Raw genomic sequence first — 20,862 nt, 5'->3', positions numbered from 1 at the left:
AGGATGCGCTGGTTGAGCGTCAACGCATCCTTGCAGTAGCTAGCGATAAAAGATTATGAAGAAGAAGTGCTACCGCCAACGAGTTTGTCACATAGACCTTTTGGTACTACCACGAATGCGTCTTTTTGGTTATCTTCTTTAGAAGTACCAGCGCATGAGCTGCTTTTCGTTGCACAGTCGTTTTTACCTGCTTTAGAAACGCCGTAGCACTTCTCTTTATCAGCAGCGACAGCTGGAGCTGCAGTTAGCATTGTGCCACCAAGAGCTAGAAGACCAGTAACAGCAGCAGTAACAGCTAGATTCGACTTTTTCATAATAAATTCCTCTGAATGATTTCCTTTACTTTAAGTTGGCAAGATGAATCGCCTGTTTTGGCGTTTTTGTTATCAACTTGCTTAACTTAAAAGATAGGAAACTGGCTAAAAAACTTTCAGAAAAATTTTCGAAACAAATGGTTTTAAAGAATGGAATTTATATAACTTATTGATGTGTAGAGTAAAAAAACGACGAATTTTTTATGAATTTTTGTCTAATCTGAAGAGGTTGTTTAGGTTATAATCTATTTTTATGTATAAATAACCAGTAGCTCTCATCATGATGGATCCATCTCTATTACTCGACGGTTTGAACGACAAACAACGTGAAGCCGTTGCAGCACCTCTAGAAAACTTGCTCGTCCTTGCTGGTGCAGGGAGTGGTAAGACGCGCGTTCTTGTTCACCGTATCGCTTGGTTGATGTCGGTCGAGCAATCATCCCCGTTCTCAATCATGTCGGTAACCTTTACCAATAAGGCGGCGGCAGAGATGCGTGGACGTATCGAAGAGCTAATGATGGGCAGTGCAGGCGGTATGTGGAATGGTACTTTCCACGGCATTTGTCACCGTATTCTGCGCGCGCACTATCTTGATGCCAAGCTACCGGAAGATTTCCAAATCATCGACAGTGACGACCAACAGCGTCTACTAAAGCGTTTGATCAAAGCGCAAAACCTCGATGAGAAGCAGTGGCCAGCACGCCAAGTGGCATGGTGGATTAACGGTAAGAAAGACGAAGGTCTGCGCCCGTCGCACATTGATGCGTACCATGATCCAGTGACCAAGACATATCTGCAGCTATACACCGCTTACCAAGAAGCGTGTGATCGTGCTGGTTTAGTCGATTTTGCGGAAATCTTGCTGCGCGCACATGAGCTACTGCGTGATAACAAGTTCGTTCGTGAACACTACCAAGCACGCTTTAAGCACATCTTGGTGGACGAGTTCCAAGATACCAACAACATCCAATACGCTTGGCTACGTATGATGGCGGGTCCTGAGTGTCACGTTATGATTGTAGGTGATGACGACCAGTCGATTTACGGCTGGCGTGGTGCAAAAGTCGAGAATATTGAGAAGTTTACGCTGGAATTCCCAAGCGTGAATACCATTCGTCTTGAGCAAAACTACCGTTCAACCAAGACCATTCTGGAAGCGTCCAACGCTCTGATCGCGAATAACACCGAGCGTATGGGTAAAGAGCTTTGGACAGATGGCGTTGTTGGTGAGCCTATCTCAGTTTATAGCGCTTACAACGAACTAGACGAAGCCCGTTTTGCGGTAAACAAAATCAAAGAGTGGCAAGACAAGGGCGGGGCTCTGAATGACGCTGCAATGCTTTACCGTAACAACGCTCAGTCGCGTGTTCTTGAAGAAGCATTAATCCAAGCTGGTTTGCCTTACCGTATCTACGGCGGCATGCGATTCTTCGAACGTCAGGAAATCAAAGACGCCTTGAGCTACATGCGTCTGATTGCCAACCGTAATGATGATGCGGCGTTTGAACGTGTGGTGAATACGCCAACGCGTGGCTTGGGCGACAAGACGCTTGAAACCATTCGTTTTGCGGCTCGTGACCGTGGTTGCACCATGTGGGAAGCTAGTGTCGCGATGTTGGATGAGAAGGTACTTGCAGGTCGTGCTGCTGGTGCACTGAGCCGTTTTATCGAGCTTGTTACGGCACTAGAAGACGACACCATCGAGATGCCGCTGCATCACCAAACTGACCATGTGATTAAATACTCGGGCTTGTTCGCCATGTACGAGCAAGAGAAGGGCGAAAAGTCTAAGGCGCGTATTGATAACTTGGAGGAATTGGTGACCGCAACTCGCCAATTCGAGAAACCAGAAGAAGCCGAAGACATGTCACTGCTGACGGCATTCCTAACTCATGCAGCATTAGAAGCGGGCGAAGGACAAGCGGACGAGTTTGAAGATGCGGTTCAGCTTATGACATTGCACAGTGCGAAAGGTCTAGAGTTCCCATTGGTGTTTATGGTCGGTGTGGAAGAAGGTATGTTCCCAAGCCAAATGTCGGCAGAAGAAGCAGGGCGTTTGGAAGAAGAACGTCGTCTGTGTTATGTAGGCATGACCCGTGCGATGCAGAAACTGTACATCACTTATGCTGAAATGCGTCGTTTGTACGGTCAGGATAAGTACCATAAACCGTCTCGCTTTATCCGTGAACTGCCAGAAACTTGTTTAGACGAAGTTCGCATGAAGGCGCAAGTTAGCCGTCCTGCAAGCAGTGGTCGATTTAGCCAAACAGCGGTGAAAGAGAGCTTCAATGAAACTGGCTTTACGCTAGGTTCTCGTGTGATGCATCCTAAGTTTGGTGAGGGCACCATCATCAACTTCGAAGGCAGTGGTCCACAGAGTCGCGTACAGATTGCCTTTAATGGTGAGGGCATCAAATGGTTGGTGACTGCTTACGCTCGACTAGAGAAACTGTAAGGCTTCACCAAAATCATCAACTTAAGAGCTGCTTCGGCGGCTCTTTTTGTTTGTGCTGTTTGTATGTCACTAATGCAGTAAAAAATGGAATGATAAATGGAGTGCGATAGCGCGATTTAACGATGCTGTTTGAAGGGAAAGTCAGGTGTTGTTGGTGAAAGTCTGTTTTCAGCAGAGCTGCTGAGAAAAATTTTAGGCAAAGAAAAACCCCGAGGGCTTGCGCCCATCGGGGTTATAGTCTTACTCGCAGCAATCCGGCTACTAAGAGTGCTCCATGCATCTAATCCATGATAGTGTGCTGAATCCGTCAGCTTAATCCTTACGTCGCCTTCCTAGCGGTGTCCTTAATGACCTTATCCTGGTCTGCTAACCATCCTCGTTAGCTCTCATCACTTGTTCCCTGAGCGGTGTCCCTGACATCATCCTGATGTTCAAATCCTTGCCTCGTCCAGAGGTGTCCATTTCCCGTCCTTAGTAGCAACCATCCTAGTCACTATTGATTCCGTTCAATGTCCAATTTTGCAATCCATGCCCGACTATTCATCCTGAATAACCGTTTCTTCTTCCTGAAGTTCACCAAATCCGTGGTGTTTCCTGTTCCGTGTCAGCATCCTTCCGACAGGTTTAATATTACGTGTTTAACGATTTCCAACAACGGGCTAATCTCACATTTTTTCACTCTCTTTGCGTTCAAAAAAGATACATAAGTATTAAATTCAATGGTTTATGTTCTTTGTTGTACGGTTTTACCATTAAAAAAGAGAGGTTTGCTCAACCCTTTGTGAGAGATCTCGCACAAGGGGTCGAGCGAAAGACTCTTACTGCCCGATAGCGGCACCTTCACGCCTTGGATCGGCTGCGCCCTCAAGACCGTCTTTTGTTATACGTATCGCATGCAGTCCAGAGTTCAAATCACGAACATCAGTTTTAAAACCCATCTTTTCCAACTCAGGCTGTAAGCCTTCTGCAGCGGTACCTTGCTCAATATCTAAGGTACCAAAACGGTTCAGTAATCGTGGCTGATTAATCGCGCTTTGGATGTCCATATCCCACTGCGTGTGGGCGATAATGGCTTGTGCGACGTAACCAATGATACGGCTTCCACCCGGTGAGCCAATTGCCATGTAAGGTTTGTCATCTTTCATCATAATGGTTGGTGCCATGGATGAGCGTGGGCGTTTACCCGGTTCTAAGCGGTTCGCGATTGGCACACCATCTTGATGAGTGCGGAAGGAGAAGTCGGTCAGTTCGTTATTAAGCAAGAAGCCGCGTACCATCAGGCGTGAGCCAAAGGCGTTCTCAATGGTTGTTGTCATTGAAACCACATTGCCTTGCTTATCGACGATATTGAAATGGCTGGTGGAAGGCAGCTCGATTGATTGGTCCATGCTTAGGTTCATCGCGTGTGACCAAGGAGGATTGCCGGCTTCAACCTTACTCAAGGCTTTACCTACTTGAATCAGCTCAGCACGCTGTTTGAGATAATCTTTATCAAGCAAGCCTTCGGTTGGCATTGGTACATAATCTTGGTCAGCCATGTATTTACCGCGATCCGCGAACGCAAGACGAGATGCATCGGCGATCACTTGCCATGATTTTGCGCTGTCGGCTCCCCAACCTTTCAGATCGTATTGCTCGGTGATCGCAAGAATCTGCCCAACCGTCAATGCGCCAGAGCTTGGTGGTCCCATGCCGCAGATGTCATAGCTTTGGTAAGCCGCACAAACCGGTTCACGTTGCTTGATTTGGAACGCATCAAAGTCAGGTTGTGCCAAAACGCCAGGATTGCCCGGTGCATTCTGTACTGTCTTGATGATGTCTGTGGCGATATCACCTTGATAGAAAGCTTTTGCCCCTTGTTCTGCAATTGCCGTCAGAGTTTGCGCGTATTCAGGGTTCTTCAACAACGTGCCTTCGGCTTTTGGTGAGCCATCTGGATTAAAGAAGTAAGCCTTAGTCGCAGGGAAGCGTGATAGGCGCTTGGCATCTTTCTCAATCAGGCTCGCGAGGCGAGGACTTACTTCGAAACCTTGCTCAGCCAAGGTAATCACAGGTTGGATGATCTTTTTCCATTCCAACTTGCCGTATTTCTGATGCGTGTCCCACAGTAGTTTCACTGTGCCAGGAGTAGCAACGGAGCGCCCTCCGACAACCGCATCATAAAATTGCAGTGGTTGTCCTTTGTCATCTAGGAAGAGTTTCGGCGTCGCGGCAAGCGGTGCGGTTTCGCGCCCATCATACGTAGTCAGTTTTTGTTTCTCACTGTCCCAATATACTAAGAAGGCACCGCCACCAATGCCTGAAGATTGCGGTTCCACCAAGCCCAGCATCAGTTGTACGGCAACCATGGCATCAATAGCATTACCACCTTGAGCAAGAACATCCGCCCCAGCTTGGGTGGCTAGTGGGTTGGCTGCTGTGACCATATAATCTTTGGCTTTGACCAATTGCTTTTGCTCGAAGCCAGTACTGTGCTCCGGCGCAACGGCATCTGCCGCTTGGTTAGCAAAGGCTGAGGTAGATAAAACGAGTGGGGAAGTAAGAAAAAGACCCGTGGTCACGAGTCGGTTGAACGTCCAATGCATGATGACTCTCCATGTTGCCAGTTTTGTGCTTTCAGCTTGGCAGTCATGAAGAGTCACGTCGAGTCAGCAATCTTAGAAATGTCGATTGTGCTACGCTTTTAAATCAGTACTTTATCCGATAAAAGTGCTGATGGTTTGGTACAAAATGCTGCCGCCCACGAGAGTAAATACCACCCCACACAGACCGTCAATGTAGATGCCTGCTTGTTGCAATTTACGTTGTAAGCGCTGTGTCGATAGCATCCATGCAAGGCTAGAGAACCAGAATAGCGACAAGCCAAACAGGATGACCAAAGCAATACCTTTGCCAGTGATCGACATACCAGCAGGGACTAAGCTCGACATTAAACTGATAAAGAACACCAAGGCTTTCGGGTTAAGAATGTTGGTCGCAAATCCTTTCGCAAATGCCTGACGCTTATTGCTGATCACTAGGTTGTTTTGCTTCTTAGGTTGATCCGCCATTGGATTTTTGATCATTGAGATCACGGCGCGTAATGCACCAATACCTAAATAGAGCAGATAACTACCACCGAGCAGTTGCACCACCGAGTACAACACTGGGTGCTGGTGGACGATATAACTTACGCCTGTCAGGCTGAACAAAGAATGCAGCAAAATACCGACAGACAATCCCAACGCAATGTACAAGCCAGTTTGACGACCATGACGCGTCGCGTTTTGTACGACCAACGCAAAGTCGGGACCGGGACTCATTAGGGCAATAAAGTGAATGCTGGCAAGCGTCAGCAATATGGTGGATTCATTCATAACACATCTCAAGTATAACTAATGCGGCTATTGTCGTGGCAAGTCACCTGTGGCGCTTGTAAAAAACTGACAGCTTTCTCGGTAAATGAAATTAACGAGTCACTTGAGAAGGGGAAACGCCGTAGGTCTGCTTAAACGCTTTGCTGAAATGCGCTTGGTCGTAGAAACCGATCTGATGGGCGACGTCGGTACCACATTGACCTGATTGCAGTAACTTCATGCTTTGCTCAAGGCGCAGGCGTGCGAACCATGCATAAGGCGTCATGCCGGTTTGCGCTTTAAAGTGGCGCTGGAACTGAGTTGGGCTGAGTTGGCACAGCTCTGAAAGTGAATCCAAACGCACCGCTTGGTCAAGGTTTGCCATTAGATAATCTTTTAACGTCCCAAGCGATTGGTTTCCTAGCGGCACCACTTTTTGTCGCTCAAGCGATCCGTAGCGATCAAAAAGTTGGTTAAACCCTTCAAAAGGAAGGCAATCTTTGGTGAGTTGGCTGAGGTTTTCACGACGAAGCAGCCCGTGTAAGTTACTAAGTTGTGAAAATATCTGCGGATCCGAGATGATCAGCTCGTTGAAGTGTATTATTTGACCGTTTTGCTTAAGATCAGCCAGATCGCTCAATAGGTGAGGTTCGATCGCAAATACATTTACTTCATAGCCACTTTCGAGCTTAGATTGCCCGTCGTGCAGCTCATCTGGCGGCATAATCACAATTTGCCCGTGACCAACTTGGTGGCTGTTACCTTGGTATTGGAACTTCTGCGCGCCATGCGTGATCAGACCGAGATGAAAATCCAGATGGTAATGCCTTTGAAAAGCAAATTTCTGGTATTTCGCCTCTATCAGACTCAAGTTGTCATGGTCGGTTGCGTAGTACTGAATATGTTCCATTAAATAAAAAAAAGCTTGGTCACATTATGACCAAGCTTATCCATCAATTTCTTAAATGTCTTGTAAAAAACGATCAGGCAGTACGAGCCGCTTTGCGTGACTTGCGGTTATTACGCAGGCCATCAAAGCTAAACACCACCAAAGCACCCCAAATAAAGGCGAAGGTGATGGCTTTATCGCTAGTGAACGGTTCGCCGTAGATCAGCACCGCAAGCAAGAACATCAAACTCGGACCAATGTATTGGAAGAAGCCCAACGTCGATAGCTTTAGACGGGTTGCTGCGCCAGTAAAACACAGTAGCGGCAGGGTAGTGATCACGCCTGCAGCAATCAACAAGGTATTCAGCTGCATTGGGTTATCTAGCATGTTGGACGTCGGTGAACTCGCAATAAACAGCAAGTAAATTGCTGCAGCAGGTAACATCACCAAGGTTTCAATGAATAGTCCGGTTTGTGCTTCTACACTGACTTTCTTACGCAGCAAGCCATAAAAGCCGAAACTCATTGCCAGCGCTATAGCGACCACAGGCACCGAGCCAAAGACGATCAGCTGAACTAATACGCCACAAGCAGCAAGGACAACCGCGAACCACTGAAGCTTACGTAGACGCTCGCTAAGGAAGACCATCCCGAGTAAGACGTTGATCAGTGGGTTAATGTAATAACCTAAGCTGGCATCGAGCATGTGATTCGAGTTCACCGCCCAAATGAAGATCAACCAGTTTGCACCGACCAAAATGGCAGTAGAAACCAGAAACATCATCTTGGTTTTGTTTTTAATGATGTCGCGAACCGAGCGCCAATGGCGACCAAAATGGAGGAGTGCGGCTAGCAAAAAGAAAGACCAAATCACTCGGTGGCTTAAGATCTCAAGTGGCGAGACTTCAGCAATCGATTTGAAGTAAATGGGTGCGATGCCCCACATGGTGTACGCGCCAATAGCAAGCAAGACGCCTTGCCGTGAGCGTTGTTGTTCTTCTGGTGTCATGGGATGTCACCTAATTGAGTTTTTATAGAGCAGAAAATCAGTATACGAGTCGTGAGCTGAATCACCTAACAATTTGCGGTTTTATTCACCATGAAACCCCATTACAATGTGCCCTCACTTTGCGTGCTAGTGGCATGCATAAGCACCTCTTTTTAAGACCCAATCTGAGATTTTTCATGACCTCTACCTTGTTAGCCGAACAATCAGACTCGCCTGTAACGCCTCAACGTGTGTTGGAGGATGTGTTTGGTTACCAAGAGTTCCGTGATGGTCAGCAGTTGGTGATTGACGCTGCAGTAGAAGGTCGCGACAGCTTAGTTATCCTGCCTACTGGTGGCGGTAAGTCGCTGTGTTATCAAATTCCTGCTTTGGTTCGCTCTGGCATTACTTTGGTGATCTCTCCGCTTATCTCGCTGATGAAGGACCAAGTGGACCAGCTTAAAGCCAACGGTGTAGCGGCTGAGTGCATTAACTCGACCATGCCTCGTGAAGAGCTGCTCAGCGTGTATAACCGCATGCACACTGGTCATCTTAAGTTGGTGTACGTCTCGCCAGAGCGCGTATTGATGCGTGACTTCATTGAGCGTTTGGAAAACCTGCCGCTATCGATGATTGCTGTCGATGAAGCACACTGTATTTCCCAGTGGGGACACGATTTCCGTCCAGAATACGCCGCGCTTGGTCAACTTAAGCAGCAGTTTTCCCATGTGCCATTTATGGCGCTGACGGCGACGGCGGATGATGCAACGCGTCGAGATATTCTTGAGCGTCTGCAACTGAATAATCCAGAGGTTTACCTAGGCAGCTTCGACCGTCCCAACATCCGCTACAACTTAGTTGAGAAGCACAAGCCGGTTTCGCAAATCGTTCGTTATCTTGAGACCCAGAAGGGTAATTGCGGCATCATCTATTGTGGTAGCCGTAAGAAAGTTGAGATGGTGACTGAGAAGTTGTGTAACAACCACATTCGTGCTGCTGGTTATCATGCAGGTATGGATGCTGATGAGCGTGCTTACGTTCAAGAAGCTTTCCAACGCGATGATATCCAAATTGTCGTGGCGACTGTGGCATTCGGTATGGGCATCAACAAACCAAACGTGCGCTTTGTGGTTCACTTTGATATCCCACGCAACATCGAGTCTTACTATCAGGAAACCGGTCGTGCAGGGCGTGATGGTCTGCCTGCGGAAGCGATGATGTTGTATGATCCTGCGGACATCAGTTGGCTGCGTCGTATGTTGGATGAGAAAGACGATGGTCCGCAGAAGCAGGTGGAAACCCACAAACTGAATGCGATGAGTGCCTTTGCTGAGGCGCAGACTTGTCGTCGTCAGGTGCTATTGAATTACTTTGGTGAGTATCGTGAGAAGCCATGTGGCAACTGCGATATTTGCTTAGATCCACCGAAACACTTTGATGCCACGGAAGAAGCGCGTAAGGCGTTGTCTTGTGTGTACCGTGTTAATCAGAGCTTTGGTATGGGCTACGTGGTAGAAGTGCTACGTGGCATGCAAAACATTCGTGTACGTGAAAACGGTCACGATAAGATTTCTACCTACGCGATAGGGCGCGATCACAGCCACGATTACTGGGTGAGTATCTTCCGCCAGTTAATCCACAAAGGGCTGCTGTTCCAAAACATCACGCGTAACTCAACGCTGCAACTTACCGAAGAAGCACGTCCATTGCTGCGTGGCGATGTGACTCTAGAGTTAGCGGTTCCACGTTTAGACACCGCAGCACGTGCGGCGAAGTCAGATAAACTGACCAGCAAGAACTATGACAAGAAGCTGTTTGCTAAGTTACGCAAGCTGCGTAAGTCGATTGCTGATGAAGATGGTTTGCCACCATACGTGGTCTTCAGTGACGCGACTCTGATTGATATGGCGGAAATTCTGCCAACGTCTTACGGCGAAATGCTGGCAGTTAGCGGTGTTGGTCAGCGCAAACTGGAGAAGTACGCCGATCCATTCCTCGATTTGATTCAAGAACACATTACTCACCACGGATAAGGAACCACGATGCAAAAGGAATTTGGCTTAGCGGACTACATGGTACAAGAAGGGCGCTTAATCATTACCGCGCCGAGCTTTGACCTTGATAGCTTTCCTGCCTTAGGTGAGCGTTTAGTCGGACTGCTTTCTGCTACTGTGGTGGAAAAGCAATGGGATGCGGACATTCACTCTTGGCTGATTGACTTTGAAGGTTGCCGACTGTTTATGAAAGCAGAGCATTACAGCGAAGCGATTTGGTTTGAAGCGTTAGCGATTGAAGAGAGCAGGGAAGAGTTGGATTATCTTGCAGGATTGTTCCAGCGCGGCTTCTAAAAATAGAATTTTTCTTGAAAGGGTGTTTCACATGAAACACCCTTTTTTATGCTCAAACGTTTGCGTAAAACAGACGACTTGCGGCGAAAAGTGGTTAATGTATAATCGCCCACCGCTTCGCTCAGAATGAGCCAAGCCAGTTTATTTTTCATTTTACATTGTTGGTAAGAGCCACTCTATTCAGTGACTCGATTTGGGTTCCCTCACCCCCAAACCAAACTAAAAAGGTATCGCATGAGTAACTTTACCCCTGCGCAGCAGCGCAACGCCCTTATCTATCTGGTTCTATTCCACCTAGTCATTATTGCATCTAGCAATTACCTAGTTCAGCTACCGTTTACTATATTCGGTTTCCATACCACTTGGGGTGCATTCACTTTCCCATTTATCTTCTTAGCGACTGACTTAACCGTACGTATTTTCGGTGCTCAGTTGGCGCGTAAGATTATCTTCTTAGTGATGTTGCCTGCTTTGGCAGTGTCTTACTTCTTATCGGTGGTGTTCTTCGAAGGTCAATTCCAAGGTTTTGGTCACCTAGGGGAATTTAACTTATTCGTTGCTCGTATCGCGATTGCTAGCTTCATGGCGTACCTGCTTGGTCAGATCATGGATGTGCACGTGTTCAACCGTCTACGTCAAATGAAGCAATGGTGGGTGGCACCAACGTGTTCAACGCTTTTCGGTAATGCACTTGATACTATCGCTTTCTTCGCCATTGCGTTCTACCAAAGCCCAGATCCATTTATGGCGGAGCATTGGACGGAAATCGCGCTGGTGGATTACGGCTTCAAACTGATTATCAGTCTTGGTCTGTTCGTTCCTATGTATGGCGTACTACTGAATTACCTAATTAAGAAGCTGACTGCGGTGAACCCTGACTTTAAGGTGACGACAAGCGTTCAGTCTTAATATCAGTGGGAACCCCGAAAGCCGCTTGCTCAAATCAAGCGGCTTTTTTGTGCCTGTTTGCTTGGGTTTAGAGTATTTTGTACAGCGTGGGGAGTAATTAGATCATGGGTGTCCAAAAGCTCCCTAAGCTGTACAAAGGTAAAAATGGAGTAATAAAAAAGGTCCCAATAGGGACCTTTAACCAAGTATTAAGTCATCGTGAGATTTAACAAGTCACAATACTTAACGGCCAACCAATGTCTGTTTGACGGTTGGATTCAATTTCCAATTCAGCCGCAGTCAATGGGTTTGCCTCTAACCACTTCGCATCAATATTGAGCGTCAGTTTGTCGCCTTCCGCAGTGAGAGTCACACATGGCTCTAGAGCTGGATTACGACGGTGGCTGAGTAAAACCGCAAGACGCAATAGGCGCAGTACGCGTTTACCACTCGTGCCTGAAAGGGCATGTTGCTCAGGCAGTGACGTCAGTTGTTCACGGTAACGGCGAGCAATTTCACCGATAAAGAACTTCTGCGCACGGGTGTAACCAGGCAAATCCAGATGCTGTAGCAGGTAAGCGCTGTGCTCACCGCCCTTTTTGAAGTCGATAGTTAGACCGATTTCGTGCAGCTTGGCTGTTGTTTCCAGCAGGACTTTACCCTGAGGTTCTGCAACCCAAGCTTCACCGCCAACTTGCTCAAGCAGTTTGCCCGCAAGTTTTGCAACTTGTTCGCCGTATTGGCAATCTAGCTGGTAACGGTTTTGTACGCTACAAACGGTGCGTGCACGGATATCGTTTTGACGAAGTTCGTCAACCATCTCGTACACCAAGCCTTCACGTAGTGCGCCGCCAGCCAGTGTCATGGCATCGATTTCTAGTAGCTCAAAGATCGCAATCAAAATGGATAAGCCACTTGGGAACACCAAAGCACGTTCTAGGGTAAGCCCTTCAATATCGAGCTCTTCCAAGTGATCAGCAAGCATCGCCTGCTTTTGCAGACGCTTAAGTTTGGAGTGAGTAATCACTTCGTCCATGCCTTGCGCTAGCATTATCTCTTGTAGTGCTTGAACGGTACCCGATGCCCCAACACACACATCCCAACCTAGGTCCGTGTACTGCTCTAAGATTGGCATCAGAGTTTGCTTGGCACCTTCAATTGCGGCTTCGAAGTTACGTGCATTTAATTGGCGGTCTTTAAAGAAGTTCTCCAACCAAGTCACACAGCCCATTTTTAGACTGGTCAGTGCTTTGGCTTCGAAACCTTCACCGATAATCAGTTCTGTACTTGCACCGCCGATATCGACCACAAGGCGACGACCGCTGCCACCAGAGGTGTGAGCGACACCTTTATATATAGTGGCGGCTTCTTCTTCGCCGGTAATCACTTCGATAGGCTGACCTAAAATTTGGTTCGCCTTCTCTAGAAAAACATCCACATTGGTCGCGGTACGCAATGTCGCGGTACCCACAATGCGGATGTTCTGTTTAGGAATATCCTGCAAGCGTTCTGCAAATAGACTTAAGCAGTCCCATCCTCGCTGCATAGCTTCCATACTAAGAGAGTTATGTTCATCTAAGCCCGCGGCTAGACGAACTTTGCGCTTAATTTTAGCCATAGTTTGAACGCTGCCATCGATGTGACGCACAACGAGCATGTGAAAACTGTTCGACCCGAGGTCGATGGCGGCGTATAGCGGTGATGATCCTGCTTGACTCATAAACGACTTCAGTTTCCTTTTATGATTGTTTTGGCGCTGATTGACGCGGTTGACGAGGACGACGTCCTTGTGGCTTGCGGTTACCAGAGCGAGTGCCACCTGTATTGGTGCGACGTTGTTGAGTACGAGGCGCGCGCATACGAAGTGGTGCAGGCAAGTCTTGGATTAGAGCCGAGGCATCGTAATCAGAAACTGGGATTGCGTGCTCAATGTATTCTTCGATTGGTGGCAAGTTGATTGCGTAATCTTCACAAGCAAAGCTAATAGAGTGACCACTTGCGCCAGCACGACCAGTACGACCGATACGGTGAACGTAATCTTCACAGTCATCCGGTAGGTCGAAGTTGAATACGTGTGTTACTTGAGGAATATGAAGACCACGAGCAGCAACATCGGTTGCGACTAGTAGGTCAACTTCACCGCGAGTGAATTGCTCAAGAATCTTTTCACGCTTCTTCTGTGGTACATCGCCAGTCAGTAGACCCACACGGTGACCATCTGCTGCTAGGTGACCCCAAATCGACTCACACTTATGCTTCGTATTAGCAAAAACGATCGCGCGGTCTGGCCATTCTTCTTCAATAAGAGTTTGAAGCAGTGCCATCTTGTCTTCATTAGAAGGGTAGAAAAGCTCTTCTTGGATGCGGTGACCCGTTTTTTGCTCTGGCTCAACCACAACATGCTCAGGATTGTGCATGTGTTCGAAAGCTAATTCTTGTACGCGATAAGACAATGTTGCTGAGAACAGCATGTTCAAACGCTCTTTTGGCTCAGGCATACGACGGAACAAGAAACGAATGTCTTTAATAAAGCCAAGATCAAACATACGGTCCGCTTCATCCAGAACAACCGCTTGAATGTTGTTTAGGTTGAATACGCGCTGCTTGTAGAAGTCGATGATACGGCCTGTAGTGCCGATAAGAATGTCTACGCCGTCTTGCAGTTTTGCCAGTTGCTTGTCGTAGCTTTCGCCACCGTACGCTAAAGCGGCTTTAAGACCCGTGCTAGCAATCAAAGGTTCAGCATCGTTAAAGATCTGAATCGCTAGCTCACGCGTTGGCGCCATAATGATCGCGCGCGGCTGAGTTGGCTTGCGACCTTCGTGCTCTGGTGTCGTTAGAAGGTGGTTGAAGGTAGCAGTAAGAAACGCGAGGGTTTTACCAGTACCCGTTTGGGCCTGGCCTGCAATGTCTTGGCCGGTGAGCAGTACCGGCAACGCCAAGGCTTGGATAGGGGTACAATATTCGAACCCTTTTTTGTCCAATCCTTCAATAACTTGGGGCTTTAAACCCAAATCGGCGAACTTTTGCTCTGTGATATGCGTCTTTTTCATAGCGATAGAATATCAGCTAAAGCTTGCAATAAGAAAGTAAATACATTCCAATAGGGCATCTATTTACTGGTTATCATCCAACCAGTTTCGAAAAACACATTGGAGTGGAAGATGAGTGATAAGATTTTGCAGCTTACTGATGACGGTTTTGAAAACGATGTAATCAATGCTGCAGGCCCGGTTCTAGTTGATTTTTGGGCAGAATGGTGTGGTCCTTGTAAAATGATCGCTCCTATCCTGGACGAAATCGCTGACGAGTACGAAGGCAAACTCACTATCGGTAAACTAAACATTGACCATAACGCAGGTACACCACCTAAGTTTGGTATTCGCGGCATTCCAACGCTACTGTTATTTAAAGACGGTAACGTAGCGGCAACGAAAGTTGGTGCTTTGTCTAAGACTCAACTAAAAGAGTTCCTAGACGCAAACCTATAATCACTAAGTGATTACAAACAAAACCGTGCAATATGACAATGCGCGGTTTTGTTTTTCTAACTCTGGACTAGAATATTAATTAGTGCTAACTTATCGCGCGTTAATTGAACAAATTTCTCTTCTTGGTCGATCCTGAGACCAAATCCATCTTAACTAGAAAACAGATCTTATTTTGACTAAACAAGCATCCACCACCATGAATCTTACTGAACTGAAGAACAGACCTGTGTCTGACCTTGTAAAGCTTGGCGAAAGCCTGGGTCTTGAGAACCTAGCTCGTCTAAGAAAACAAGACATCATCTTCGCAATTCTTAAAGCGCACGCGAAAGGCGGCGAAGACATCTTTGGCGATGGGGTTCTGGAGATTCTGCAAGACGGCTTTGGTTTCCTACGTAGTGCGGACAGCTCATACCTTGCTGGTCCAGACGACATCTACGTTTCACCAAGTCAGATTCGTCGTTTCAACCTACGTACTGGTGACTCAATTGCTGGTAAGATTCGTCCACCAAAAGACGGTGAGCGTTACTTTGCCCTGCTAAAAGTCAACACAGTAAACGACGACAAACCAGACAACGCTCGTAACAAGATCCTATTCGAGAACTTAACGCCTCTACACGCTAACGAGCGTATGGTTATGGAGCGCGGTAACGGTTCTACAGAAGACATCACAGCACGTGTTTTAGACTTGGCATCGCCAATTGGTAAAGGTCAACGTGGTCTGATTGTTGCTCCGCCTAAAGCGGGTAAGACAATGCTTCTGCAAAACATCGCTCAAAGCATCGCATACAACCACCCTGAGTGTGAGTTGATGGTACTTCTAATCGACGAACGTCCTGAAGAAGTGACAGAGATGCAGCGTCTAGTTAAAGGTGAAGTAGTAGCGTCAACGTTCGATGAGCCAGCTTCTCGCCACGTACAAGTAGCGGAAATGGTAATCGAGAAAGCAAAACGTCTTGTTGAACACAAGAAAGACGTGGTTATCCTGCTTGACTCTATTACTCGTCTAGCTCGTGCATACAACACCGTAGTCCCTTCATCAGGTAAAGTACTAACTGGTGGTGTGGATGCAAACGCACTACACCGTCCTAAGCGTTTCTTCGGTGCAGCGCGTAACGTAGAAGAAGGTGGCAGCCTAACTATCCTTGCTACTGCTCTAGTTGATACTGGTTCGAAGATGGATGAAGTTATCTACGAAGAGTTCAAGGGTACAGGTAACATGGAAATCCACTTGAACCGTAAGATCGCAGAGAAGCGTGTATTCCCAGCGATTGACTTCAACCGCAGTGGCACACGTCGTGAAGAGCTTCTAACTAAGAATGAAGAGCTTCAGAAGATGTGGATTCTACGTAAGATTGTTCACCCAATGGGTGAAATCGATGCAATGGAATTCCTAATCGACAAGCTAGCGATGACGAAGACTAACGACGAATTCTTTGATGCAATGCGTCGCCAATAGTCTCAGATAAGTAATTCTGCGAAAAGCCACCGTATATCGGTGGCTTTTTTATTGCTTTCTCCCGATAGAAGTATCAGAATGAAGAAAATGTTATCGGGAGGTTAACATGCAACAAGGAATGTTGTCGTCATTACTCCTGAGCTTGTCACTTATCACGCTACCCGTGACTTTATCTGCTAAGGAAATGCAGGAGACCGTGGTAGAGCAGTGGCTTCAGGATACCCATATACAGACCAAAGTATCTGAATTGCTCGATTATGCAGTCAGGGACGAGGTCGACTCTCTCAAATTTGCTCTCGACCGACTGGCTTTTCCTCAACAAGAAGTCGTTCGTTTTCTGTTGCTCGAAAAACTAGAGCAACAAGAAATCATCCTTACGCCGAGAATGGCGATTTTTGTCGAATCCCAAATTAGTATCACCCCAACTTACCAAGTTTTAGAGCGTGGTGATGGTTACGAATTCACTGTGCCTGCGTTTAACTTTCCCTCTATTGCGAGTCGTCTGATTAAACGTTGGAAACAAGACCAAAGCACGTTGGAGTTTGTACTAGCAGCAGAGCGCCAAGAACTTAACCTAAAAGATTGGTTAACAGGCACTTCGCAACATGTACAAACCAGAGAAGCGCTACTTATACGTGAGTTAGATAGCCTATCGCCCGATGCACTTGAGGCGCTAACCAAACAATTGACCCATGCAAACGTAACGAGCTGGTTACCATCCACTGCCGTTGTGGTGCGTTTGGCGCAAGTTAGCCAAAATGAGGCAATGTATGATCTGCTTTGGCGAATGCGTGCGGATTACAACAGCCAAGCTGAGCTAGAAAGGCTTGCTGAGGTTAGTGATGAGTTCTCATTACAACAATTGATGAATTCTACGGTCAATCCGACCTTAAAACCTTATGCTATTGAACTGCTCACGAGATCCAATCCACTCTCTCAAGACGTAAAACAGTTCCTCGTTGCTAAGATGGCGCTCTCAGAAGAAGCGACTCTAGTTGCGAGAGAGCTAGCAAAACAGGGGCATCAATCGTGGTTAGAAGAGCTTGTTTCAAGTAATCGCCAAGTAAAAGCGCGACAGATTCAGGAGTTCTTGAAGTGATGACACTTTAAAAGACCGTTTCTTCGCATTGCTATCATTGAAGTAACCTAGCTCACATACCCACACAAAATAGGAGGATCTTAGCGTCCTCCTATTTGTTATACTGCGGACAGTTTAATCAGCCAGCATGAAGGCCTATGAGTTTTAAGGATTTACGCGAATTTATCGACCACCTAGAACAGAAAGGTCGACTTAAACGCATCACTCACCCCGTCGATCCCGCTTACGAAATGACAGAAATTAGTGACCGCACCTTGCGTGCTGGTGGTCCTGCATTGTTGTTTGAGAACCCAATCGGCTACGATGTGCCTGTTTTGACGAACCTATTTGGTACGCCAGAGCGCGTCGCAATCGGTATGGGACGCGAAGACGTTAAAGAATTAAGAGAAGTCGGTAAGCTACTGGCTTATTTAAAAGAACCTGAGCCACCAAAAGGCTTCAAAGACGCGTTGGAAAAACTGCCTGTGTTCAAACAAGTATTGAACATGCCGGCCAAGCGTTTACGTAAAGCACCATGCCAAGACATTGTTTGGCAAGGTGATGAAGTTGACTTGGATAAGATTCCGGTAATGAGCTGTTGGGCAGAAGATGTTGCGCCGCTGCTTACTTGGGGCTTAACCGTAACCAAAGGTCCAAACAAAAAACGTCAGAACCTAGGCATTTATCGTCAGCAGAAAATTGCCAAGAACAAAATCATCATGCGTTGGTTAGCTCACCGAGGTGGTGCGCTCGACCTGCGCGATTGGATGGAAACCAATCCAGGTAAACCTTTCCCAGTTTCGGTCGCGTTTGGTGCAGACCCAGCTACCATTCTTGGCGCGGTGACACCAGTGCCAGATACGCTATCGGAATACGCATTTGCAGGTTTGTTGCGTGGAAGCAAAACTGAAGTCGTGAAGTCAGTCAGTAATGATTTGGAAGTGCCAGCGAGCGCGGAAATCGTGATGGAAGGCTATATCGACCCAAACGAGTTTGCTGATGAAGGTCCTTACGGTGACCACACTGGCTACTATAACGAAAAAGAAAAGCACCACGTATTCACCATTACGCACATTACTATGCGTAAAGATCCTATTTATCACAGCACCTACACTGGTCGTCCGCCAGATGAACCAGCTGTATTGGGTGTGGCATTAAACGAAGTGTTTGTGCCGATTCTGCAAAAGCAATTCCCAGAGATTGAAGATTTCTATCTGCCGCCAGAAGGTTGTTCGTACCGAATGGCAGTCGTCACCATGAAAAAGCAGTACCCAGGACATGCCAAGCGCGTAATGATGGGCGTGTGGTCTTTCTTACGTCAATTCATGTATACCAAGTTTGTTATTGTGTGCGATGAATCGGTAAACGCACGAGATTGGAATGATGTTGTGAAAGCCATGTCAGAGCATATGGATCCTGTGCGTGATACCTTGATGATAGATAACACGCCAATCGACTCTCTAGATTTTGCTTCGCCAGTGGTTGGTCTTGGATCCAAGATGGGGCTAGATGCAACCATTAAATGGGATACCGAGCTAGCGACGCGAACTGAGGTCACTGAGCGAGACAGCAAAGCGATTACCGAAGCAGAACTGAATGAGTTGAAACAGCAACGCCCTGAGATTGTCGATATCTACCTACCTGCAACAGCAAATAACCAGTTCGCTGTTGTGACCATGAAGAAAGACCAAGCTGGTCAATCGCAAGCCTTGATGGAATACCTGTGGGACTTCTTTGCTCAGTACACGGATAACAAATTCATTATCTTGTGCGACGATGACGTTAATGCACGAGATTGGAATGACATCATTTGGGCTGTAACAACCCGAATGGATCCAGATAGAGATACTATTCAAGTGCATAGTAAGACTGCTAGTTCATCCAAATTAGGATTGGATGCGACCAACAAGTTCGAATCCGAAGTCATGCGCGAGTGGGGTACGCCTATCAAAAAAGATCCTAAACTTGTGGCTAAAGTCGATGAGATTTGGGACCAGTTAGGTATTCTATGAGTCATCAAGTCCACCTTCTACCAATGGACGTTACGTTCCAAGTAAAAGAAGGGGAGACGGTGTTGGAAGCTGCGCTCAACAACAATATTCGCTTCCCGCACCGTTGCCAAGTTGGCGCTTGCGCCATGTGCATGTGTAAAAAGCTAACGGGCGAGGTGAGCTATCACCTCGAACCTATGCTAACCGAAAAAGAGCAGCAGCAAGGTTGGATATTCCCTTGCCAAGCCTATACAGAAAGTAATTTAGTGCTTACTTTTGACGAGTAAGCGAGAGGAACACCATGACCATCCAATGTAAAGTAAAGTCTATTCAGCCGTTAGCTTGTAATACTTACCAAATCCTTCTTCACCCAGAATCACCAGTGCCTTTTAAAGCAGGTCAGTACCTAATGGTCGTGATGGGTGAAAAAGACAAACGTCCTTTCTCTATTGCGAGCAGTCCTTGTCGCCATGAAGGTGAGCTTGAACTGCACATCGGTGCGGCGGAACACAATGCTTATGCACTAGAAGTCGTAGAAGCAATGCAAGCTGCCCTAGAAACAGATGGTCATATCGAGATTGACGCTCCACATGGTGATGCTTGGGTTCAAGAAGAAAGCGAACGCCCGCTATTATTGATTGCTGGTGGTACTGGCTTTAGTTACGTGCGCTCGATTCTGGATCACTGTGTTGCACAGAACAAAACCAACCCTATCTATTTATACTGGGGTGCACGAGACAACTGCCAGCTTTATGCTAAAGAAGAGTTGGTCGAGATTGCCGATAAGTTTGCTAACGTTCACTTTGTTCCAGTAGTAGAAGAAGCACCTACAGACTGGCAAGGTAAAGTTGGTAACGTGCTACAAGCAGTAGCCGAAGATTTCGAAAGCTTAGAAAACTACGATATCTATATTGCAGGCCGCTTTGAAATGGCAGGTGCAGCACGTGAACAGTTCACTCAGAACAAGAAAGCGAAGAGCGAACGTATGTTCGCAGACGCGTACGCATTCATTTAAATACGGCTTTTAAGGCAGAAAAAGAGGGTTTTTTACCCTCTTTTTTGCTTTTTTGATGAAATAGTCATCGAACAGTCAGTTTTTTCCATTTTTTTTCAAAAAAGGGTTGCGAACGGATCTGAGTTCCCTATAATGCGCATCCACCGACACGGCAGACGCGATAAGGCTTCAGCAGGGTCGGAGAGGTGAAAAGCTTCTGAGAAAATAAATTGAAAAAAGTGTTTGACACTCTCAATTATCTCGTTAGAATGCACCTCCGCTTTGAGAGAAAAACTTCTCGATAAGCAAGCTCTTTAAAAATATAGACCTATCAATCTGTGTGGGCACTCGTTGATGATAATCCAATTAGAAACTTCGGTTTCAAATTAGGTTTCAATGAACTGAGTGACCAATCAAGTCTTCGGACTTGGCACAGTCAATTCATTATCGTTCTGTTGGAACGATAATAGCTTTAAAATTACTTTTGTAGTTTTGAAGTCAGTATTCGTTGAGCCGAACAAAATCTTAAATTGAAGAGTTTGATCATGGCTCAGATTGAACGCTGGCGGCAGGCCTAACACATGCAAGTCGAGCGGAAACGAGTTGTCTGAACCTTCGGGGAACGATAACGGCGT

General features: G+C 46.8%; 17 protein-coding genes and 1 rRNA gene. 11 read left to right on the top strand and 7 right to left on the bottom strand.

Going from position 1 to position 20,862, the window contains the following annotated elements:
- Window positions 1-53 precede the first annotated feature (53 nt).
- Complete coding sequence (locus ABMY42_RS25055; protein ID WP_005451246.1) at window positions 54-314, bottom strand: DUF2282 domain-containing protein; 261 nt, start codon at window positions 312-314, stop codon at window positions 54-56.
- Between the two features lie 280 nt (window positions 315-594).
- On the opposite strand from ABMY42_RS25055, the gene uvrD reads away from it, so the two are divergent.
- Entirely contained in the window at window positions 595-2,769 is a 2,175-nt protein-coding gene (uvrD, locus tag ABMY42_RS25050; RefSeq protein ID WP_349266901.1) for a DNA helicase II, read from the top strand.
- Window positions 2,770-3,587: 818 nt separating this feature from the next.
- Here the strand turns inward: uvrD and ggt are convergent.
- The 4 genes from ggt to rarD form a co-directional block, all read right to left on the bottom strand.
- Window positions 3,588-5,354, bottom strand: a complete 1,767-nt coding sequence (gene ggt, locus ABMY42_RS25045; protein ID WP_274876511.1) for a gamma-glutamyltransferase — start codon at window positions 5,352-5,354, stop codon at window positions 3,588-3,590.
- A 111-nt stretch (window positions 5,355-5,465) separates the two neighbouring features.
- Window positions 5,466-6,125 (bottom strand): LysE family translocator, encoded by a 660-nt coding sequence (locus ABMY42_RS25040; RefSeq protein WP_009696781.1) that lies wholly within the window; start codon window positions 6,123-6,125, stop codon window positions 5,466-5,468.
- Between the two features lie 91 nt (window positions 6,126-6,216).
- Window positions 6,217-7,014, bottom strand: a complete 798-nt coding sequence (locus ABMY42_RS25035; RefSeq protein ID WP_349266900.1) for an AraC family transcriptional regulator — start codon at window positions 7,012-7,014, stop codon at window positions 6,217-6,219.
- Window positions 7,015-7,087: 73 nt separating this feature from the next.
- Window positions 7,088-8,002, bottom strand: a complete 915-nt coding sequence (gene rarD, locus ABMY42_RS25030; protein WP_349266899.1) for an EamA family transporter RarD — start codon at window positions 8,000-8,002, stop codon at window positions 7,088-7,090.
- Window positions 8,003-8,178: 176 nt separating this feature from the next.
- Here rarD and recQ point away from each other — a divergent pair, with 176 nt between their 5' ends.
- The 3 genes from recQ to ABMY42_RS25015 all read left to right on the top strand — a co-directional run bounded on the left by recQ (window position 8,179) and on the right by ABMY42_RS25015 (window position 11,238).
- The gene (gene recQ, locus ABMY42_RS25025) at window positions 8,179-10,014 is read left to right on the top strand and encodes an ATP-dependent DNA helicase RecQ (RefSeq protein ID WP_005451195.1); all 1,836 of its coding nucleotides are present in this window, start codon (window positions 8,179-8,181) and stop codon (window positions 10,012-10,014) included.
- Between the two features lie 9 nt (window positions 10,015-10,023).
- Window positions 10,024-10,329: a DUF3630 family protein gene (locus tag ABMY42_RS25020; RefSeq protein WP_045418045.1), complete on the top strand. Its 306-nt coding sequence runs from the start codon at window positions 10,024-10,026 to the stop codon at window positions 10,327-10,329.
- Window positions 10,330-10,563: 234 nt separating this feature from the next.
- Entirely contained in the window at window positions 10,564-11,238 is a 675-nt protein-coding gene (locus ABMY42_RS25015; protein ID WP_005378770.1) for a 7-cyano-7-deazaguanine/7-aminomethyl-7-deazaguanine transporter, read from the top strand.
- Between the two features lie 205 nt (window positions 11,239-11,443).
- Here the strand turns inward: ABMY42_RS25015 and gppA are convergent, their stop codons facing one another.
- Window positions 11,444-12,937, bottom strand: coding sequence for a guanosine-5'-triphosphate,3'-diphosphate diphosphatase (gppA, locus tag ABMY42_RS25010; protein ID WP_005451193.1), 1,494 nt, complete (start codon window positions 12,935-12,937; stop codon window positions 11,444-11,446).
- 19 nt (window positions 12,938-12,956) lie between these two features.
- Window positions 12,957-14,270 carry an ATP-dependent RNA helicase RhlB gene (rhlB, locus tag ABMY42_RS25005; protein WP_005451190.1) on the bottom strand — a complete coding sequence of 438 codons (1,314 nt, stop codon included), beginning with the start codon at window positions 14,268-14,270 and terminating at the stop codon, window positions 12,957-12,959.
- A gap of 111 nt (window positions 14,271-14,381) precedes the next feature.
- Between rhlB and trxA the strand changes: the two genes are divergently transcribed.
- The 7 genes from trxA to ABMY42_RS24970 form a co-directional block, all read left to right on the top strand.
- Entirely contained in the window at window positions 14,382-14,708 is a 327-nt protein-coding gene (gene trxA, locus ABMY42_RS25000; protein WP_004745500.1) for a thioredoxin TrxA, read from the top strand.
- 196 nt (window positions 14,709-14,904) lie between these two features.
- Window positions 14,905-16,164 (top strand): transcription termination factor Rho, encoded by a 1,260-nt coding sequence (gene rho / locus ABMY42_RS24995; RefSeq protein WP_005440042.1) that lies wholly within the window; start codon window positions 14,905-14,907, stop codon window positions 16,162-16,164.
- A gap of 106 nt (window positions 16,165-16,270) precedes the next feature.
- Window positions 16,271-17,263, top strand: coding sequence for a hypothetical protein (locus ABMY42_RS24990; protein WP_050925780.1), 993 nt, complete (start codon window positions 16,271-16,273; stop codon window positions 17,261-17,263).
- A 137-nt stretch (window positions 17,264-17,400) separates the two neighbouring features.
- Entirely contained in the window at window positions 17,401-19,254 is a 1,854-nt protein-coding gene (gene ubiD / locus ABMY42_RS24985; protein WP_274876508.1) for a 4-hydroxy-3-polyprenylbenzoate decarboxylase, read from the top strand.
- Window positions 19,251-19,520, top strand: coding sequence for a 2Fe-2S iron-sulfur cluster-binding protein (locus ABMY42_RS24980; RefSeq protein ID WP_009696789.1), 270 nt, complete (start codon window positions 19,251-19,253; stop codon window positions 19,518-19,520). The genes ubiD and ABMY42_RS24980 overlap by 4 nt, the downstream gene beginning before the upstream one ends.
- Window positions 19,521-19,534: 14 nt before the next feature.
- Window positions 19,535-20,248, top strand: coding sequence for an NAD(P)H-flavin reductase (gene fre, locus ABMY42_RS24975; RefSeq protein ID WP_009705210.1), 714 nt, complete (start codon window positions 19,535-19,537; stop codon window positions 20,246-20,248).
- A gap of 506 nt (window positions 20,249-20,754) precedes the next feature.
- Window positions 20,755-20,862, top strand: a 16S ribosomal RNA gene (locus ABMY42_RS24970); the annotation flags it as partial.

Origin of the sequence: Vibrio sp. SSH13-20 (assembly GCF_040104475.1) — a bacterium.
Taxonomy (GTDB): domain Bacteria; phylum Pseudomonadota; class Gammaproteobacteria; order Enterobacterales; family Vibrionaceae; genus Vibrio; species Vibrio harveyi.
Note: the sequence above shows the minus strand (reverse complement) of the source record. Positions and strands in the feature narration are given on the sequence as shown.

Excerpts from the sequence above, each read along its gene's own strand:
- ABMY42_RS25055 (WP_005451246.1), bottom strand. The coding sequence starts at position 314 with ATGAAAAAGTCGAATCTAGCTGTTACTGCTGCTGTTACTGGTCTTCTA.
- uvrD (WP_349266901.1), top strand. The coding sequence starts at position 595 with ATGATGGATCCATCTCTATTACTCGACGGTTTGAACGACAAACAACGT.
- ggt (WP_274876511.1), bottom strand. The coding sequence starts at position 5,354 with ATGCATTGGACGTTCAACCGACTCGTGACCACGGGTCTTTTTCTTACT.
- ABMY42_RS25040 (WP_009696781.1), bottom strand. The coding sequence starts at position 6,125 with ATGAATGAATCCACCATATTGCTGACGCTTGCCAGCATTCACTTTATT.
- ABMY42_RS25035 (WP_349266900.1), bottom strand. The coding sequence starts at position 7,014 with ATGGAACATATTCAGTACTACGCAACCGACCATGACAACTTGAGTCTG.
- rarD (WP_349266899.1), bottom strand. The coding sequence starts at position 8,002 with ATGACACCAGAAGAACAACAACGCTCACGGCAAGGCGTCTTGCTTGCT.
- recQ (WP_005451195.1), top strand. The coding sequence starts at position 8,179 with ATGACCTCTACCTTGTTAGCCGAACAATCAGACTCGCCTGTAACGCCT.
- ABMY42_RS25020 (WP_045418045.1), top strand. The coding sequence starts at position 10,024 with ATGCAAAAGGAATTTGGCTTAGCGGACTACATGGTACAAGAAGGGCGC.
- ABMY42_RS25015 (WP_005378770.1), top strand. The coding sequence starts at position 10,564 with ATGAGTAACTTTACCCCTGCGCAGCAGCGCAACGCCCTTATCTATCTG.
- gppA (WP_005451193.1), bottom strand. The coding sequence starts at position 12,937 with ATGAGTCAAGCAGGATCATCACCGCTATACGCCGCCATCGACCTCGGG.
- rhlB (WP_005451190.1), bottom strand. The coding sequence starts at position 14,270 with ATGAAAAAGACGCATATCACAGAGCAAAAGTTCGCCGATTTGGGTTTA.
- trxA (WP_004745500.1), top strand. The coding sequence starts at position 14,382 with ATGAGTGATAAGATTTTGCAGCTTACTGATGACGGTTTTGAAAACGAT.
- rho (WP_005440042.1), top strand. The coding sequence starts at position 14,905 with ATGAATCTTACTGAACTGAAGAACAGACCTGTGTCTGACCTTGTAAAG.
- ABMY42_RS24990 (WP_050925780.1), top strand. The coding sequence starts at position 16,271 with ATGCAACAAGGAATGTTGTCGTCATTACTCCTGAGCTTGTCACTTATC.
- ubiD (WP_274876508.1), top strand. The coding sequence starts at position 17,401 with ATGAGTTTTAAGGATTTACGCGAATTTATCGACCACCTAGAACAGAAA.
- ABMY42_RS24980 (WP_009696789.1), top strand. The coding sequence starts at position 19,251 with ATGAGTCATCAAGTCCACCTTCTACCAATGGACGTTACGTTCCAAGTA.
- fre (WP_009705210.1), top strand. The coding sequence starts at position 19,535 with ATGACCATCCAATGTAAAGTAAAGTCTATTCAGCCGTTAGCTTGTAAT.